Consider the following 17,302-nt stretch of genomic DNA (forward strand, 5'->3'; position numbering starts at 1 on the left):
GTCAGCCCTCCACTCTGATCCCCCACTCCATCGCCAGCACCGGCGCCAGATCCAGCAGTTGCCCCGTACTGATCACCGCCCCCGACAGCCGGTCGAGACCCCCGCTGATCTCCAGCGACGCGGCCCCGCGCAGGTCGACGTCCGTGAGGGTCGCCGCGTGGAAGTCGACGCCCTTGAGGGCGCAGTCCACGAACTCCACCCGCTCCAGGCGGGCGCCCCCGAAGTCCGGCTCGACGAGGACACAGCCCTCGAAGACGACGTCTCTGAGCCGGGCCGTGCGCAGATTCAGATAGTCGATCTTGCCGCCGCGGATCAGCACCCGCTCCAGCACCGCCCCGTGCAACTGCGGTCCCCCGAGGCGGGCGTCGGTCAGCTCCACGTCCCGCAGGGTCGCCTCGGCAAGGTCGGTGCCGACGCCCCGGACGCCGGTGAGGGCCGAGTCCAGGAAGCGGGCATGCCGCAGCCGGGTCTCGTCCAGCGCGCACCCCGTCAGCGCGCAGTCCATGAAACGGGCCCCCGCCCCGTCCTGCCCGGTGAGATCCGCGTCCCGGAACTCCAGCCCGTCGTAGTCCCCGTCCGGTTCCAGCCCACCGCCCCCGTACGCCTCCAGCACGGGCAGCCGCACCTCCGGTCGCCGCGCGCCCTTCACACCCGTACCGCCCGCCGCTCTCCTCGCCATGCCCCCATGCTGCACCCCACCACTGACAACACCCCCTGACCTGCGCGAACACCGGCCATGTCACATTCCGGCCCCCGCGAACGGTCGTCATCCCGAAGGCGATTACCGACCTCAGGCCCCAGGGAGATCCCAGCCATGCACCGCATCACCGTCATCGGCGGCGGCTTCGCCGGACTGACCGCCGCCATCACCGCCGCGGAGGCGGGCGTCAAGGTCACCCTCCACGAAGCCCACCACACCCTCGGCGGCCGGGCCCGCACCGCCGAGGGCCCGTACCGCACGAACGAGGGACCGCACGCCCTCTACAGCGGAGGCCCGCACTGGGCCTGGCTCAAGCAGCGCGACCTCATCGGCCCGCTCGCCCCGATCCCGCCCCTGGAAGCCGCCCGGCTACGGCTGCGCCACCACGGCGTGCTGCGCCGCACCCCGCCCTTCCCCATGCTGAAGCTGCTGCGCCGCACCCCCCGGCAGGCGCCCGTGGACGTCGACTTCCTGACCTGGGCGACCGGCGTCGCGGGCGAGGAGGGCGCCCGGGCCGCCGCCCACTACTCCGCCGTCGCCCTCTTCCACCACGACCCCGGCTCCCTGTCGGCCGCGTTCGTGCAGGAGCGCCTGCGCCGGGCCACCAAGCTGCCGCCCGAGGCCCACTACCCGCGCGGCGGCTGGGGCAGCCTCATCGACCGGATGGCCGCCCGGGCCTGGAATCTGGGCGTCCGGATGGAGACCCTGTCCCGTGTCGACGCGCTCCCCACCGATACACCGGTGATCGTCGCGACCTCCCTGGACGCCGCCCGGCGGCTGCTCGGCGACGACTCCCTGACCTGGCCGAGCGGCCGTACCGCCCTCGTCGACCTGGCCGTGCGCACCCGGCGCGGGGACGCCTTCGCGGTCTCCGACCTGGACGCGCCCGGCTGGCTCGAACGGTTCACCGCCCAGGACAGCGGCCTCGCCCCGGCCGGCGAGCAGCTCATCCAGGGGCAGCTCCCCCTCGCCCCGCACGAGTCCAAGTCCGACGGCACCGCCCGCGCCGAGCAGCTGCTCGATCTGGGGTTCCCGGGCTGGCGCGAGCGCGTCACCTGGCGGCGCGCGTCCGTCGCGAACGGCCGTACGGGCGCGGTCGACCTGCCCGGCACCAGCTGGCGTGACCGGCCCGCCGTGGACCGGGGCGACGGTGTCTACCTCGCCGGTGACCAGGTCGCGGCCCCCGGTGTGCTCTCGGAGGTCTCCTTCAACAGTGCCCTGACGGCGGTGTCCCTGGCCCTCGGGCGGCGGGAGCTTGACCTCGAGCAAGCTTGAGGTTGAAGGCTGGCCGCAGACCACTGCGACACGAGGAGCCTCGTATGCACGCCATCCGCCTGCACGCCTTCGGCCCGGCCGAGAACCTCACCCACGAGCGGGTCGAGGACCCCCGGCCGGGCCCCGGACAGGTCCGTATCGCCGTACGGGCGGCAGGCGTCCACCTCCTGGACGCCGCCCTGCGCGAAGGCATGCGGGGCGGACCGGTGGCCGAGCAGGCGCCGCTCCCCACCATCCCCGGCCGCGAGGTCGCGGGAGTCGTCGAGTCCCTGGGCGGCGATGTCAACGGCGACTGGCTCGGCAAGCGGGTCGTCGCCCACCTCGGCTTCGTCCCCGGCGGGTACGCCGAACTGGCCGTCACCGCGGTCGAACGCCTGCACGAGATCCCGGAGAACCTGGACTTCGCCGAGGCCGTCGCCATGATCGGCACGGGCCGTACGGCGATGGGGATCCTCCAGTTCGCCGACCTCGGCCCCGGCTCGGTGGCCGTCGTCCCGGCCGCCGCCGGAGGCATCGGCACGCTGATCGTCCAGTACGCCAGGAACGCCGGGGCGACCGTCGTCGGCCTCGCGGGCGGGCCGGAGAAGGTCGCCCGCGTGCGGGCGAACGGCGCGGATCTCGCCGTCGACTACAAGGACCCGGCCTGGCCCGCCAAGGTCCGCGCCCACCTCGGCGGCCGGACCGCGTCCGTCGTCTTCGACGGCGTCGGCGGCGACGTGGCCCGCGAGGCCGTAGCCCTCCTGGGCCCGGGCGGCAAGCACATCGTCTTCGGCTGGTCCGGCCAGGGCATCCTCGACGGCGAGCCCTACCTCGTCGACGGCCTCTCCGAACAGGTCCTCGGCCCCGCCATGCTCGGGAAGGCCGGAGGCCCCGACCCCCTGCGCACCCTCGAAGTACGCGCCCTCACCGAGGCCGCCACCGGCCGGCTCGCCCCGGCCGTCCACCGCTTCCCCCTCCGCGAGGCCGCGGCGGCGCACCGGGCGCTGGAAAGCCGGGGGACTACGGGGAAGGTGGTCCTGGAGCCATGACGTCCTGACACGACATCGAGAAGGGCCCCGCTCGCCACGGGGCCCTCCAGAAAAAGAGTGTCTGCCACCGGCAGATCAGCGAGCGACCGCCTTCGTCGCCGTGCTCACCGCCGATCCGTCCTTGTGCCCCGCGCGGTGGGCCATCACCTTCACGGTGATCTTCTTGCCCTGCTGCGCCGCCTTCAGCACGAACGAGGACTTCGTCGCCCCGCTGACCGCCGTACCGTTCGCGTACCACTGGTACCCGTACGAGGAGGCTGCCGGACTCCACGTCCCGGCCGACGACTTCAGTGTCTTGCCGACCTTGGCCGTCCCGCTGATCACCGGCGGCTTCGTCGCCTTGGGCGCGTCGCCCTTGGCCACGGTCACCGCCGGGGAGGACGCCGACCCGCTCTGCCAGCCGCTCCTGACCGCCGTCACGGTCACGCTGATCTTCTTGCCGGCCCGGGCCGCCGGGATCCGGTACGTCGCCGCCGTGGCACCGCCGATCGCGGCCCCGTCCGCCTTCCACTGGTACGTGTACGACGTCGGCGCCCCCGACCAGGTGCCCGGCGCGGCGGTGACCTCGGCACCCACCTTGGGCGTGCCGGTCACCTTGGGTGCCGCGCTGTTCTCCAGCTCGGGCCGGGGCGTCACGGTGAAGGTGCCGCGCTGGAACTCCCAGCCGCGCGTGAGCACGCTGACGTTCCAGACGCCGGTCGCCGCGCCCGTCAGGTCCACGGTCGCGGTCACCGTCCGGTTGTCCGCGGCGACCGAGTCCGCCTTCGCCTCGATCGTCTTGCCGGCCTGGCTCAGCCGGACCGTGACGTCCTTGCCGAGCGCGGTGCCGGTGACCGTGAGCTTCACTTTGCCGCCGCCGGGACCCGTGTCGGGGCTGACGGCGGTGACGTTCGTCTTCTCCGTGCCGCACAGCGCGGACGAGCAGATGAGTTCGGCGCTGTAGGCCGTGCTCGACGCCTTCTCCGGCAGGCCGAGCAGGAACAGCGACGGCGCGCTCCCGGAGGACGAGCCCGGGACGCCGCAGTCGTAGCCCTCCGGGATGAAGCGCGTGCAGCCGTTCTTCCAGGTGGAGGTGTCGTACAGGACGGGTACCGCCTTGGCGTCGGCGCCCGCCGTGTCCTTGATGTCGGTGTCGAAATGGTCGAATCCGGCGGTGGGCAGCGCCGCGCACACGGCGGTGCGCGACTCGTCCAGCGTGCCGGTGACCGGCCCGTATCCGAAGGCCACGGACGGCACCTTCACGCACTCCGGGGCGGGCCCGTCGGCGGTCGCGATCCGCAGCCGCTCCAGGCGGTACTCGGGCGCCGCCTTCAGGTTGGCCGGCGTCTGCACGAGAACCTGGTGGGTGGTCGAACCGCTCACCGCGCAGGACGTGTTCCGGAAGGAGCACTCCACGCGGCCGTCCCCGGCGACCACCGCGCTGTTGGCGGTACCGAGCGCGTCCCGCACGTCGACGTGTACGACGTCGGTCGCCGCGCCGGTGGTCACCTGGTGGCAGTTGATGGTGCCCGGCGCGTACGCCCTCTTCAGGGACGCCCCGCCGACCTTCACCGCGGCGGTCGTCGCACAGCCCGCGGCGGAGGCTCCGGCCGTGACGTCACGCCGGGCCAGGCTGTACGTCGCGGCCTCGTCCCGGCCGGTCACCAGCACGGTGTGGGCCTTGCCCGGGGTCAGCGAGCAGATCGTCCAGCCGTCGGTGGTGGCGTAACGGTCGCAGACGCGCTTGCCGTCCGAGTCGAGCACCGAGAAGCCGGCCGGAGCGGTGCCCGAGGTCGCGGTCAGCTGGAGCAGCTCCGCGTTCGAGTGCGCGTCCGCCGGGATGCCCAGGCAGTGCGAGAAGACGCCGCCGCCCGTGGTCAGCGCGGCCTTCGCGCCGCCCGGGGCGAAACTGCCCGCGGGCAGGGCGGGGCAGCCCTCGGCGGCGTCGGTGCGGTGGAAGGCGACCGCGTAGGGGCCGGTGGCCGCCTCGCCGCTGTCCTCGGTGTGCACCAGCGCGCGGAACGGTGCCTCACCGGTCAGCGCGCAGTCGCCGTCCCCGAGCGCCTCGCTGCCGCACTGCGGGGTGCCCGCGCGGTCCAGGACCTCCACCTCGGGGGTCAGTCCGGCCGAGGAGTTCGCGGTGAGCGCGGCGATCCGGGCACCCTTCGGCACGGGCAGCGTCAGGCAGTCGTACTGCCCGACCGTGCTCAGCTCGCCCTTGTGGAGGCCGGTCCCGATCTCCTCGCAGCCGGCGTCGGAGGCCCGGTCGAACACGACCAGCCGGTCCCGGGAGACCTCGAACGGGTAGCTGCCCAGGACGGCGGTGTAGGTGCCCGCCTCGCGGATCCGGCACGGGTCGGTGCCGGAGTCGCACACGGTCAGCCCCTCGGCGTCGTACACCCGGACCGCCCCGGCCGACCGGTCCTCGTCCACGGCGTGCACGGTGTAGGGCCCGGCCCGGTCGGCGGTGAAGGTGTAGCAGAGGTCGGTGCGGAAGTCCTGCGGCTCCAGCGGGCCGTACGGCAGTACGGAGGCCGTGGTGCAGCCCTGCGGGTCGTTCAGCCGGCGCACCTGGAGCGCGTAGGCGGCGGGGAAGCCGGTCTCCGAGCGGGAGACGCTCGACAGCACCCGGTAGGGGCCGTCGCCCGGCAGCACACAGCTGTCCTCGCCGTCCTCCGGGAACCGCTCGCAGATCCGGGCACCGGTCCCGTCGGTGATCCAGGCGACCGACTCGCCGTACACCTTCCGCTGCAGGTTCAGCCGGATCCGCTCTCCGGGCCGGCCCTCGAAGGCCTGGCAGTCCAACGCCAGCGGGCTCGCCGCGCTCCGGATCACGGCCGGCCCGTCCCAGCCGGTGCCGACGGGCTCGGCGCAGCCGCGGGTCCCCGAGCCGAGCGGGACGACGGTGAGTTCGGTCTTCTCGTCGTCGACCCAGCCGCTGTTGACGACCTTGAGGGTGTACGTACCCGCCGCGGGCACCTGGCACCAGCCCTCGGTGCGGGCCTCGTCGGCGTAGCAGTCGACCTGGGCACCATCCGCGTCGTACAGCTCCGCGTGGGCGTTGTTCCCGCTGTCGTCCAGGGCCGTCACCAGGTGCGGGCCGGCCGAGCCGACGGTCACGGTGAAGCAGGCGCTGCTCTGCGCCGGAACGGTCGCCCTGCCTACGGCATCCCCCGGATCCCCGAACGGTGCCAGCGCGAGCGGCGCGCACTCCGGGTCATCGGCCTCGGCTGAGCCCGCCCCTGTCAGGCTCAGCAGTGAGGCGAACAGCGAGACGACGGCAGCGGACGCGAGGACCCGCGCCCGTCCGGGTCTTCGGGACGCACGGGCGTCGGTGTACGACATGACAATCCCCCCTGGATCATTGGTTGTTGGCGAGATGCTCGCACATGGGTACGACACCGCGCCCATGAGTATCGGGCGCCCCAGCGCACACGCCGGAACGGGCGACGGACGGTGCCCGCCGAATTCAGGTGACCCGCGCGACGCACCCCACTACCGTGCCGGGAGTGATCGAGATCCCTCGCGAACTGGCAGCATCACAGGAGAAGTTCAACGGCGAGGCGGGCCGCGCCTTCATCAGCGGACTGCCCGCGCGGACGGCCCGCTTCCTCGACCACTGGGACCTGACACCCGACGGCCCCCCGATGCACGGCGTCTCCGCCCTGGTCCTCCCGGTCCTGCGCCGCGCCGACGACACCCCCGCGGTCCTCAAGCTCCAGCTCCTCGACGAGGAGAGCGAGGGCGAACCGGTGGCGCTGCGCGCCTGGAACGGCGACGGAGCCGTCCGCCTGCTCGACCACGACGAACCCACCGGCACCATGCTGCTGGAACGCCTCGACGAGACCCGCATGCTGTCCCACGTGCCGGACGCCCACCTGGCCGTCGTCACGATCGCGGAACTCCTCGCCCACCTCACCTCCTTCCCCGCCCCGCCCGGCGTGCGCCGCCTCGGCGACATCGCCCGGGCCATGCTCGACCGGACCCCGTGGGCCCTGGGCCGCATCCCCGACCCCGAGGCCCGCCGCCTGGTCGCCGACTGCGCGGCCGCCGTACGCGAGGTCGTCGACGAACCGGGCGACCGCCTCCTGCACTGGGACCTCCACGACGAGAACGTCCTCGCCTCCGACCGCGCCCCCTGGCTGGCGATCGACCCCAAGCCCCTCGCGGGCGACCCCGGCTTCGAACTCTGGCCGGCCCTCGACAACCGCTACGACCCCGACGACATCCTCTGGCGCTTCGACGCCATGACCGACATCCTCACCCTCGACCGCCCCCGAGCCCGAGCCTGGACCCTCGCCCGCCTCCTCCAGAACACCCTCTGGGACATCGAGGACGCCCGCCCCCTCGACAACGACCAGCTGGAAATCGCCCGACGCCTCCGCAGCGCGTGAAAAACCCAGGCCGGGAGAGGTCCGGCCTGGACATGGGCTGGTAGGGAAGGTCGGTCGAGATGCGGGTTCTCAGTCAGCAATAGGCCAAAGCTGGACAACCCATACCTCAAGGGGATCCTCATGCGGCCCCTCAGGAGGGAAGGGCTCGAGCGCCAGAGCAGCCTCAACATGATCCCGCCCTCGGCAGAGCAGACGCAGGTGGTGGCGCCCCGGCTGCAGCGCGATCTGGCCGTAGGACGCGCCGTTCAAGTCGACCACCTCGAGGCGATCCGCCATCGGGGACTGAAAATCCCGTTCGTACTCCCAAGATCCTGAAGGCTGAGGAGCGGGCCCGTCCCATACCTCGAGACGCACCAAGGGATAGAAATCGTTGTCGCTGGAGGTCAGGCTCCAGCCTTCTCCGGGGATCTGAACAATGTCGTCCTCCGCCGGCGCCTGCTCGAACAGGATGGGGCCGATCTGGATGGTCCTGTAGTACACCCGCGGGCGGACATCAACAGCGTCGGTCAGAGTGGACACTTACCCTCCTCACCATCGAGCGAGCAGGGCCCGTCAGGCCGGCCCCGACCTGAACCACAAAGGCCCAGGTCAGATGGTGTCTGTCCTGGGCCTGTTCGGAGCCCCCTGTCGGATTCGAACCGACGACCTACGCATTACAAGTTGTCCGATCTTGGTCCGGGGGTGTCCGTTGCTGTACGCGAGGTAGACGCGACACCTGACCAGGCCGCTTCCCAGACTCCGGCGGACAAGAGTGGACGGTCCGAGAATGAGCGGCAATCGCGACCACAACTGAGACCGGTTCAGGTCTGGAGTGCGCCAGCGCTGCACCAGACGGCGACAGCGCCAGCACACCGTCTCCCACCGAGAGGTTAGGAGCGGACAGCGGTGATCAAGGCCGCCACGGCTCCGATGAACGCGGCGGCAGGGGTGAGAGCGATCAAGAGATCCCTGAGCCATCGAGGGCTGCCGCCGCTAAGCTCCTGCTCTGGAGGGCGATGGGCTTCCATCTACTTCGTTTCTCCAATCTGCGAGAGCTTTGAGGTACGCCACCAGCAAGCTCTCCGGGCCAGGCCCCGCTCCCACCACCCGGTGTGAGGCGGGGCTTTGTCTTACGCCCAATGCAACCTGTCCGCTGCACTGCCTGCGACCATGACGGCCGATCCCGGCAACACCCGGACGGCGTAAGCCCAGTTGAATTACCCTATGGCAGCCAGGACCGGACAGGTCCGGACGTTGCCGGACAGGGGCAGACACCTCCGGCCGCTACGGGGGAGACACTCGAATGGATCTTGCAAGTCAGCTGCGAGAGCTCCGTGTGCGCGCCGGAACCCCCTCGTATCGAGCGCTAGATCGTTTGATAGCGCGACAAAGAAGACCTCAGAAGATGACACGCTCTACAATTCAGGAGAAATTCTCAGGGAAGTCCTCTATTAATCTTACGCAAATCGTGTCCATAGTGGACGCGCTGGCCGAGTATGCTCAGATGCACGGAACCCCACTCCCGAAGCATGAGATAGACCGCCAAACATGGCAGGATCGAGTGGCAGCCGCGTCAAAAAACTCTATCGCAGGGCCAAAGGAAGGGCTGACCCCAGGAAGCACTTCCGCCACTCCGGGAATAGAGTGGAATATTGAGCCTCTGCGACGCGCTCAAATGGATGACCTAGTGGCCTTAATCCTGGATCACAGATCCAAACCTGTTGGTGACTGGTTGCCCCGAGTGCTACGGGTCATGACGCAAGCAGAAATGTCCGTCACCGACTTTTTGAGGAGAGCGGCAGAGGATTCACCCCAAGGGGTCGTCAATACGGTGGCAGCGCTGCACATGGAATTTTCGTACGAGGTCGAAGGACCTTGGGGTACCGAAAGGAGTCAGCAGAATATTGACACAGTTGGCCGACTGATTACCTTCTCGGCAGAACGGCATGGCGACACGGCGACTCCAGTAATTGTCGTAAGTTTGAGGCGCTCACACCTCGGCATCTATGTGGATGACTTCCTGACCAGAGTGGCAACTTGGTTCCTTGCTTCTTCTATCGAGAGTGCAGTGGATCAACTACGATCGGCAGCCTTGCTAGGAGACGTCAATCTCGTACTCACAGCGATCGCGCAACGCAAGTACGATCGCATTTACGAAGTTGTGGAGCACTTCGGGCGGAATAAGTGGCGCCCCGGAGACTTGAATACGATCCTTCACGCCATTGGTTCACGCAAAGCCCTCGAACTGAGATACATCATCGAAGATTTTCAGAGCCGCAACGCACCGGAAGACCTGTTGAAAGAAATTGCACGCGGAGTGGAGTACAGCAATCACCAGGAATACATGGAGTGGTTTGCTAGTTGGGGCAATCACGATTTTGCCGACCTGATCCATAAGGCCTCAGAAGAGCCCCCCTTCTAGCGGCGAATCCCCGGAAATAATCTAGTGGACCATACCCCCACAGGAGGGGATTAGTGACGACGAACAAATATCAAGATGTGAATTTCACCGTTCTCCCATCAGAGCGCTTCGGGATCTCCTCCAGGGAGGAAGTATCCGCAGTTATCAGGATGGGGAGTCCGGATCTCCCGGCGCTTCTATCAACAGCACTGGAAGAGCTACACGTCGTCACGCGAATCTTCTTCACCGAGACAACCAACAAATCTGCGGCCATTGTCGGTAATCACGCCTTCAATGACTTCGACGGCTTGATCGATTCCCTACTCTCTGGTGACGGCAGAGCTGCGGCGCGGGTTTCCAGATCGCTATACGAACACTTGGTCAACTATTGCGAAGTGATGGCCTCTACCGCCGCGGCCGAAAGGTATATAGATCATCGAGCAGTAACAGCGGAGCTGCTAGGAGATCTGACGCATGGGCTACCCCATCTGAAGGGCGTTGAACAGAAGCGGGAAAGAGTCAGGCTGGCAAAACTCAAACGCGACAGCTTGAAGGACCTGAAGTCCGCTCTCTTGAGGTTCGGAAATTCCTTCCGTCGCGACTGGTCATCCGGCAACCTGCGCGACCGGGCCGTAAAGCATGGGTACGGAGACAAGTACGACACCTACCGACTGCTTTCACAGGTTACTCACGGCAGCTGTGGCGGCGTGCTGGGAAACTACTCATCCATTTCCGGCGCGACCGTACATCGAACAGGCCCATCCCTGGACCTAGCGGTTCTTTCCTACCTAGAAGGCCTCACTTTCTTTCGAGACTTCGCCAAGGAGATCGAAGCCCGGCAGGGTATCAACACTCGGCAATTGACCACTTCGCTCAACAAATTGCTTTCATACTGGCCTACGTATCGTAAACTTCTGCGCGTCATTGACAGGCGCCTGTGGCCAAGCTCGCCCCCTCCGAGCCCAACCCCAATTATGGCTCTTTACCCAAATGGTCGCATTCGATGGTTTTACTGGGAGCCGGCCTTGAATATGATGAAGGCGGCTAATCCGCCAGCTGACGCGGAATGGATTGAGGAGACTTTTCGCGCGCATGTAAAGGACGGTCACGTGGATGTCCCTCCGGACCTGAATGGACGCCCTATTACATCTGCCGTAGATAACACTCAAGTCTCTCCGAAGGAGGGGGCAGAGTGGTTTACCGCGACCGCGATCTTCCCTCCTGGGTCGAAACCAGAGATTTCATGGCTCAGTCCGAGAGCTGGCGCGTGACCGCCAGGTTTGACAGCAAGAGGACCATGCGAAACTGGACCGGATGGTGAAGCCAGCGGTGAGGGAGATCGGGTGTCGCAGCACGTCAGCCCTCGGGGATCCTTCCTGACAGTCGCAGAGGCCCTCAAGGAGCTAATCGCAACGAAGCGGGGCATGCGTGAGCTACCGCCAGCCGCACAGCTCATGCAAGACCACGGTGTCTCTCGTGGTGTCATCCTCCGAGCCTTCAAGGTGCTTCAGGACGAAGGACAGGCCGAACCAGTGCCAGGAGGGCGCTGGCGCGTCCTCCGGCCCGGGGAACACGTCGACCGTCGACCGCTTGAGGCGCGCATCGCGGACATCGTCACGGATGAGGGCCTGGAAGTCGGAGCAGCGTTCCCGAGCGCGTCAGTCCTAGCTGAGAGGTTCGGAGTTTCCCGCCCAACAGTGACCAAGGCTCTAGACAAGCTGGAGGCCGCCGGCGTGCTGGCGAGTGCAGGGCAGGGCAAGGCGCGGACGGTGCGTTCCGTGCCAACGCGAGAGGAGCGGTCGTAGCTTGCCGAAGTTGACGGAGTGGGCTTACCCCTTGGCTGAGTCCCTGCTCGCTGAGCCGCTACCGCGGCGGTGGAAGCACTGCCTCGGGGTCGCCGAGAGGGCGCGTACGATCGCGCTCGTTCTCAACCAGGAGGCCGATCTGCTGGAGGCCGCGGCGGTCCTGCATGACATCGGCTATGCCCCGGACCTGGCCAAGACGGGCTTTCACCCGCTGGACGGGGCGCGATACCTCCGAGACGTGGCCGGCGCCGACGAACGGGTCATCAACCTCGTCGCCCACCACTCCTGCGCCTGGATGGAAGCGGAAGCGCGCGGCATGCGCGAGGAGCTGGAGGGTGAGTTCCCCCGCGAGAGCGCGCACCTGAACGACGCGCTCTGCTACTGCGACATGAACACCACGCCGGACGGCACGTCCACGAACCCCATCGACCGGATCAACGAGATCGCTGGCCGGTACGGGCCGGACAGCCTGATCGGGCAGTTCATCCGCCGGGCCGAACCGGAGATCCTCGCCTGCACGTCCCGCGTACTCGAACGGGTCGCGGCGGCCAAGCGTCAGCCGATGTAGGGAGTCGTGCGCGCCCGGTCCATGGCGTGCTCGATCCGCAACCGCATCGTGGGGTGCACGTCAAACGTCGTCAGGTCCGCTGGGTCGACCCAGCGGACCTGAGTCGTCTCGTTGCTCGTACGGAGCTCACCGCCGACCGGCCGGGCGCGGAAGCAGATGCTGAACTGCTGGCGCACCTCGCCGTCGTCGTACTGCATCACGTGTCCGGGGTCCGTGTAGAGCCCGGACACGTTGACGACCTCCGCCTTGATCCCGGTTTCTTCCCAGACTTCGCGCACGACGGTGTCGCTGATCGACTCCCCCACGTCGTGACCACCACCGGGCAGTGCCCAGCGCCCGTTGTCGGAGCGCTGAATCATCAGCACCTGTCCCGCGTCGTTCTGCACGAACGCGACGACGGACGGCACAACCGAGTTGGCCGGCGGGGCATCGGGGTCGTGCAGGTAGTCGATACGTCCCATGGTTCAGGCTCCCGTGATGCTCGCTATGTCCTGCTCGGTGATCGGGCGGGCGTTCTCCCAGGTGTGTTCGATGCTATTCGCGTACGTGTCGAACATGCCGCCGCCCGGCAGACGGCGCAGATGGAGGACGGGCGCCATGAAGGCGCCGATGCCGTAGACGTGAGGGTTCACCAGCATCTCGTCGTCGGCCCGGTAGATCGAGTTGTAGAGCGTCGAGTCGTGCAGCCGAAAGCCGACGTCCGGATGGCTCCGCATGAGGGCGCGGTAGTGGAGCAGGGCGTTACGAATCTTGCCGTCCATGATCTGGTGCCCCTCGTCGATGCCGCGCTGTCGTACGGCAGCACACTCGGGGTCGCCGAGCAGGATGCGCACCTGGGCTCCGGCCTCTACCTTCGCCTTCACGAGGTCATGGAACAGCGGGTCCTCGGAGAGGAACAACCCGGAGTAGACGAGCACGTCCAAGTTCCGCCCGGCGCGGCCGTAGAGCTCTCGCCAGAGCCCTGGTGGCACCGTATGGCGGTGCGGGTAGACGGTCGCTATCTCGGCTTTGGACAGGTCCGCCGCGCTCTCGATGGTCCGGCCGTCTTCCCAGATCGTCGTCACGTCGACCTTGAGCGCTGCCGCTGTCGCGTACTGGTGACGCCGGTACGGAACCTTCCCTTGCGTGATCCAACGCTCGACAGTCTTCGGAATGACGCCGATCTCTTCGGCCAGGTCCTGAACGGTCATGCCACGCGCTAACAGGGCCGACCTCAAGCGCTCGTTGGACATCTACACCCCCTGAGGGACTTGTAGGGACTTCTTGAGCGTAGTCAGCGCTCCCCAAGGTTTCCAAGGGTGCGGTTACGAACGCCCCTGACCTGCGGCGATTCTGATGGTGCGCCAAGAAGTTCCGGGCGCGAAAGCACGAGGTTCCGTCGCGGCACTTGACGGACCCTAATGCAGTACCTGTAAAACAGGTACTGCAACGACCGAACGCAATACCTCGGTCGGAAGGCGGCTTCATGCCGCCTGCACAGAAGGCGGGGACGCTGCAATCCCGCTGAAGGCCAGGCAGAACAGGGTTTCGGCCCGTACTGGCGAGGTGGCCCGGCGACCGCGAGCAACGGCCGGAGGGTGGGGACGTGGTCCCCCTTGCAGTGATTCATCCCTGTTGATCTCACCTGAGAGGCATTCCAGTGCACCGACGAAGACTTTGGGCGCCGCCGTGTCGGACCGGCCGGCGGGCGCCAGTACGCAAACCGGGTCCGTGAGCGGAACGCTCGCTCGCGGCCGAACCGGTCCGCTCTCTACCTGCCATCGCAGCGGCTAGCGCTGCGGCCGGTTGCCTCCCTCGCCCGTCCAGGCCCGCACATCGTGCGGAGTCCGTACGGGCGGGGCGCGGGGAGCCGAGACAACCCGGCTTCAACGGCAAGCGGCCCCCGGGGTGCCACCCGGGGGCCGCGCTCGGGCCGTTCACCCTTCGAGAGGAACACGACCCATGAAGATTGTCCCCCTTCACCCGCTGTCCGACATCGACGTGAACGAGCAGGACCGCGAGCCGTCGGCTGCGGAGCTGTCCGCCATCGCGTACGAGACGCCGCTCATCGAGGCGGAGGTCGAGTTGCTGGACGTCCGTATCGCCTTGATGGACCGGACGCCGACGCAGCTGGACCGTGGGCGTCTGCGCAAGGCTGTGCACAAGGTGCTGGCCGAGCGCGTGGCGCTGGCCAACCGCCTGGCCCCGGGGGAGGCGGCGTGATCCGCATCGTCACCGCGGCCCGCCTGGAACGGCTGGAGGCCGACGCGAGCACGGCCCGCGGGTGCGCCCGGCAGATCAGTGGGGCGGCGAACGAGGCGTTCGGCCGGTATGTGCGGGAGCTCTTCGCCGTCACCGATCGCGCGGAGCGGGCGGAGGCTGCCGCGGACGAGGTGGGCGAGCTCCTGACCGGTGCGATGGATGAGCTGTCCGCCGCGCAGCAGGAGCTGCTGCTGAAGGACATTGAGATCCGCCGGCTGCGAGCCGAGCTGGAGGGTGAGTCACTGGAGGGGCGGACGCTGACGGTCCTGCTGCACTACGGCGAGCCGCACACCGTCTACGCCTCCCGCGAGGACGCCTACGCCGACACCGCCACCCACGGCGCCGACCCGGACGGGTGGGTGCCCTCCGGTGAACGCCCGGCCGCCGAGTGCAAGTGGCGGTGTGAGGCGTTCATCTACAACGCCTCCTCCAACGGCTTCCGCCGCGCTCGCATGCCCGCCCCGAAGCTGATCGAGGGGGCAGCGTGAACAGTGTTCAGACGCGTTCAGCAGAGCGCGCCCTATCGGGCGGGACGTGGCTGATCGTGTGCGGGGCGACGCTGTACTCGATCCTCACCGTCACGCCGCTGATGGCCGCGCACACGGCCGAGAAGTGGGACTGGACAGCGCCGATCCTGCCCCTCGTGGTGGACGCAGCAGTCGTCATCGTGGTGAAGCTCGATGACGTGCTGGCCCGTCTGGGCGGCAACGGCGGACGCTGGCCCATCACGCTGCGGTGGATGACCGGCCTGATGACCCTGGCGCTCAACACGGCCGATTCCGCGCTGAAGAAAGACCTGGTCGGCGTGGCAGTGCACTCGGTGGCGCCGCTGCTGCTGATCGTCACAGCGGAGACCAGCCTGGCCTACCGGCGGGCGATCGCCGCCGCCGTGGCGGCCCTGGAGGATCAGCAGCGAGCCGAGCGGGAGCGGCGCGAGCAGCAGGCCCGGGAGCGTGCCGAGCAGGCCCGTGCCGAGGCCCGCGAGGAGCGCGAGCACGCCGCGCAGTTGGCCCGTGAACAGTGTGAGCACGAGGCCCGCATCGCCCGCGAGCAGGCGGAGCGGGAGGAGCGGCAGCGGCGCGAGGAGCGTGAGGCCCGACAGCGGGCCGAGGCTGCCGAGCGGGAGGCTCGTGAACGCCGTGAACGCGAGCGTGAACGGCATGAACAGGAACGGCTGCGCCGTGAACAGCAGGCCCGGCAGCAGGCTGAGGCCGAGCAGCGCGAGCGTGCCGAGCAGGCGGAGCGTGAACACCGTGACCGCCAGGAGCGTGTGGCCCGTGAACGCGCCGCTCTGCTGGAGCGCGGCCCGGCCGAGGCCAAGCTGCCGGAGGTCGAGGCGCGCCGGATCGTAGCGGCCGGGTTCGAGTCGGGCCTGTCGGTGCGCCAGGCGGCGGAGCTGTGCGGCTGGTCGGTCGGCTGGGTCTCCCAGCGCTACGCCGAGCACCGCGACCCCGGCACCGGCGGGGCTGAGTTGGCCATCGCGGGCAACTGATGGCCAGCCTCCCCGTCTACCGGTGGCGCCTGGCCCCGGACGGGCTGGCCACGCGCCGCCAACTCCGGGCCCTCGGGCTGCGACCCGGCGGGCAGGACGTGGCCGGCCAGTTGGAGCGTCCGCGGCGCCACCGCGGCCCGCTGGTCGCCTACCTCTACCTCATCGAGCAGGCCAAGCCGGTCCGGCCGATGACGCCCGCGAAGTGGGCCGCCCTGGCCAAGGCCAACGCCGCTCGCCGCATCTGCCCCGAGTGCCGGCGGGATGCCGGATACGTCATCCCGCCCTCGCTCGGCATGTGCGCCCCGTGCGCCTACCCCGACGAACAGTGCGCCGCCGCCTGAACCCCTTTCGACTTCACCGGGAGTTTCGCTGTGTCCAGCCGTACCCGTACCCGCTCCGTGAAGACGGCGGCGGGTGTCCACACCGTCCGTATCCCGCGCCAGCGTGGCCGGCGCTCCGACCCGTTCGTGATCGTCGTCCCCGAACGCCCCTCCCTGACCCGCGAAGCCCTCGGCTTCATAGGCCGTGGCCTGTGGACGTTCCGCCGCGCGCTCGCCCCGACCGGCCTGTCCGTGCTCGCGTTCCTGGTGGCCGGGCTGCTGCACGCCATCGCCTGGTGGTCCGCACTCGTCGTCGCCCCCGTGGCGGCCGTGCCGGTGGTGTGGCTGCTGGTCATGCAGCGCCGCCGCCCGGCCCGCGCCGCCGCGCTTGGCTGGCGCATTGGCCTGGCCGTGCTTGCCACGGCCGCCGCTGTGTGGCTGGCGCTGGCCGCCGGGTTCGGGCCGCTGAACGGCACGCTCGCGCTGCTGTGGCTGCTCATCCTGATCGCCGCCCAGACCGCGTGGCTCATCATCCGCCCGTCCCGCTGACCTGAGGAGATCGTCTGATGGCGCAGAACACCAACGGCCAGCGTGCGCGCGGGCCCGTGAACGACCCCAAGACCGGCAAGTTCGCCAACGCCGGGGCAGCCGCCGGCGGGTTCGTCGGGGCGCTGGGAGGCTCGATGGTCCCGCCTATCAACGTCACCGTGAACAACAACAAGCGCGCGGCCGGCTCGAACGGGCGCCGCCCGCACGCCGAAGCCCTGCTCCCCGCCCCGGACTTCAGCTCCCCCGCGCAGGTGCGCAACTACTGCAACACCCTGCGGGCGGCGGCCGTGACGCTGTCGATCGAGGTCGCCATGGGCACCGAGATCCTCAAGGGCGTGCTCGCGGCCGTGCCGGACCCCGACGGGCGGGCGTTCGGCTCCCGGATCCGCGCGGCGAAGGTCGCCCGGAAGATGAACAAAGCTGCCGATGATCTGCGCAGCGCGGCGAAGAACGCCGCCGCCTGCTACGCGACGTTCCAGCAGGAGTTCGAGGAAGAGATCAACCGTGTCCGTCACCGTGCCCGGAAGCCTCAGCAGCCGGTCATGAACTGGGCCCAGCAGTAAGGAGGCCA

At 68.7% G+C, this 17,302-nt stretch carries 18 protein-coding genes; 13 read left to right on the forward strand and 5 right to left on the reverse strand.

Annotation, left to right across the window (positions count from 1 at the left end):
* Position 1: 1 nt before the first annotated feature.
* Complete coding sequence (locus ACZ6I3_RS10350; RefSeq protein WP_469413464.1) at positions 2-679, reverse strand: pentapeptide repeat-containing protein; 678 nt, start codon at positions 677-679, stop codon at positions 2-4.
* Between the two features lie 135 nt (positions 680-814).
* Here ACZ6I3_RS10350 and ACZ6I3_RS10355 point away from each other — a divergent pair, with 135 nt between their 5' ends.
* Both ACZ6I3_RS10355 and ACZ6I3_RS10360 read left to right on the forward strand, forming a co-directional pair.
* Complete coding sequence (locus tag ACZ6I3_RS10355) at positions 815-1,975, forward strand: NAD(P)-binding protein (protein WP_469413466.1); 1,161 nt, start codon at positions 815-817, stop codon at positions 1,973-1,975.
* 44 nt (positions 1,976-2,019) lie between these two features.
* The gene (locus ACZ6I3_RS10360) at positions 2,020-3,003 is read left to right on the forward strand and encodes a zinc-binding dehydrogenase (RefSeq protein WP_469413468.1); all 984 of its coding nucleotides are present in this window, start codon (positions 2,020-2,022) and stop codon (positions 3,001-3,003) included.
* A 75-nt stretch (positions 3,004-3,078) separates the two neighbouring features.
* Here ACZ6I3_RS10360 and ACZ6I3_RS10365 read toward each other — a convergent pair whose 3' ends face one another.
* Entirely contained in the window at positions 3,079-6,327 is a 3,249-nt protein-coding gene (locus ACZ6I3_RS10365; protein WP_469413470.1) for a Tat pathway signal protein, read from the reverse strand.
* 155 nt (positions 6,328-6,482) lie between these two features.
* Between ACZ6I3_RS10365 and ACZ6I3_RS10370 the strand changes: the two genes are divergently transcribed.
* A complete protein-coding gene (locus ACZ6I3_RS10370) occupies positions 6,483-7,376 on the forward strand; it encodes an aminoglycoside phosphotransferase family protein (RefSeq protein WP_469413471.1) in 894 nt (297 codons plus the stop codon).
* Positions 7,377-7,445: 69 nt separating this feature from the next.
* Here ACZ6I3_RS10370 and ACZ6I3_RS10375 read toward each other — a convergent pair whose 3' ends face one another.
* On the reverse strand, positions 7,446-7,895 hold the full coding sequence (locus ACZ6I3_RS10375) for a hypothetical protein (protein WP_469413472.1): 450 nt from the start codon (positions 7,893-7,895) through the stop codon (positions 7,446-7,448).
* 1,228 nt (positions 7,896-9,123) lie between these two features.
* On the opposite strand from ACZ6I3_RS10375, the gene ACZ6I3_RS10380 reads away from it, so the two are divergent.
* From ACZ6I3_RS10380 to ACZ6I3_RS10395, 4 genes are all read left to right on the forward strand, one after another.
* A complete protein-coding gene (locus ACZ6I3_RS10380) occupies positions 9,124-9,777 on the forward strand; it encodes a hypothetical protein (RefSeq protein ID WP_469413475.1) in 654 nt (217 codons plus the stop codon).
* Positions 9,778-9,830: 53 nt separating this feature from the next.
* Entirely contained in the window at positions 9,831-11,027 is a 1,197-nt protein-coding gene (locus ACZ6I3_RS10385) for a DUF5677 domain-containing protein (protein ID WP_469413477.1), read from the forward strand.
* A gap of 72 nt (positions 11,028-11,099) precedes the next feature.
* Positions 11,100-11,561 (forward strand): GntR family transcriptional regulator, encoded by a 462-nt coding sequence (locus ACZ6I3_RS10390; RefSeq protein WP_469413478.1) that lies wholly within the window; start codon positions 11,100-11,102, stop codon positions 11,559-11,561.
* A gap of 1 nt (position 11,562) precedes the next feature.
* A complete protein-coding gene (locus ACZ6I3_RS10395) occupies positions 11,563-12,129 on the forward strand; it encodes an HD domain-containing protein (RefSeq protein WP_469413480.1) in 567 nt (188 codons plus the stop codon).
* Here ACZ6I3_RS10395 and ACZ6I3_RS10400 read toward each other — a convergent pair.
* Both ACZ6I3_RS10400 and ACZ6I3_RS10405 read right to left on the reverse strand, forming a co-directional pair.
* A complete protein-coding gene (locus tag ACZ6I3_RS10400; protein ID WP_469413482.1) occupies positions 12,117-12,590 on the reverse strand; it encodes an NUDIX domain-containing protein in 474 nt (157 codons plus the stop codon). The genes ACZ6I3_RS10395 and ACZ6I3_RS10400 overlap by 13 nt on opposite strands.
* A 3-nt stretch (positions 12,591-12,593) precedes the next feature.
* Entirely contained in the window at positions 12,594-13,319 is a 726-nt protein-coding gene (locus ACZ6I3_RS10405) for an XRE family transcriptional regulator (protein WP_469413484.1), read from the reverse strand.
* Positions 13,320-14,070: 751 nt separating this feature from the next.
* On the opposite strand from ACZ6I3_RS10405, the gene ACZ6I3_RS10410 reads away from it, so the two are divergent.
* The 6 genes from ACZ6I3_RS10410 to traA are packed head-to-tail and all read left to right on the forward strand — an operon-like array spanning position 14,071 to position 17,294.
* Entirely contained in the window at positions 14,071-14,331 is a 261-nt protein-coding gene (locus tag ACZ6I3_RS10410) for a DUF6284 family protein (RefSeq protein WP_469413485.1), read from the forward strand.
* On the forward strand, positions 14,328-14,858 hold the full coding sequence (locus tag ACZ6I3_RS10415) for a hypothetical protein (RefSeq protein ID WP_469413486.1): 531 nt from the start codon (positions 14,328-14,330) through the stop codon (positions 14,856-14,858). The genes ACZ6I3_RS10410 and ACZ6I3_RS10415 overlap by 4 nt, the downstream gene beginning before the upstream one ends.
* Positions 14,855-15,862 carry a DUF2637 domain-containing protein gene (locus ACZ6I3_RS10420; RefSeq protein ID WP_469413488.1) on the forward strand — a complete coding sequence of 336 codons (1,008 nt, stop codon included), beginning with the start codon at positions 14,855-14,857 and terminating at the stop codon, positions 15,860-15,862. Before ACZ6I3_RS10415 ends, ACZ6I3_RS10420 begins: the two co-directional genes overlap by 4 nt.
* On the forward strand, positions 15,862-16,203 hold the full coding sequence (locus ACZ6I3_RS10425; protein WP_469413490.1) for an RRQRL motif-containing zinc-binding protein: 342 nt from the start codon (positions 15,862-15,864) through the stop codon (positions 16,201-16,203). Before ACZ6I3_RS10420 ends, ACZ6I3_RS10425 begins: the two co-directional genes overlap by 1 nt.
* 30 nt (positions 16,204-16,233) lie before the next feature.
* On the forward strand, positions 16,234-16,731 hold the full coding sequence (locus ACZ6I3_RS10430; protein WP_469413492.1) for a hypothetical protein: 498 nt from the start codon (positions 16,234-16,236) through the stop codon (positions 16,729-16,731).
* A 17-nt stretch (positions 16,732-16,748) separates the two neighbouring features.
* The gene (traA, locus tag ACZ6I3_RS10435; protein WP_469413493.1) at positions 16,749-17,294 is read left to right on the forward strand and encodes a plasmid transfer protein TraA; all 546 of its coding nucleotides are present in this window, start codon (positions 16,749-16,751) and stop codon (positions 17,292-17,294) included.
* The last annotated feature ends 8 nt before the right edge of the window (positions 17,295-17,302 follow it).

It is taken from the genome of Streptomyces sp. NPDC041940 (assembly GCF_055589465.1).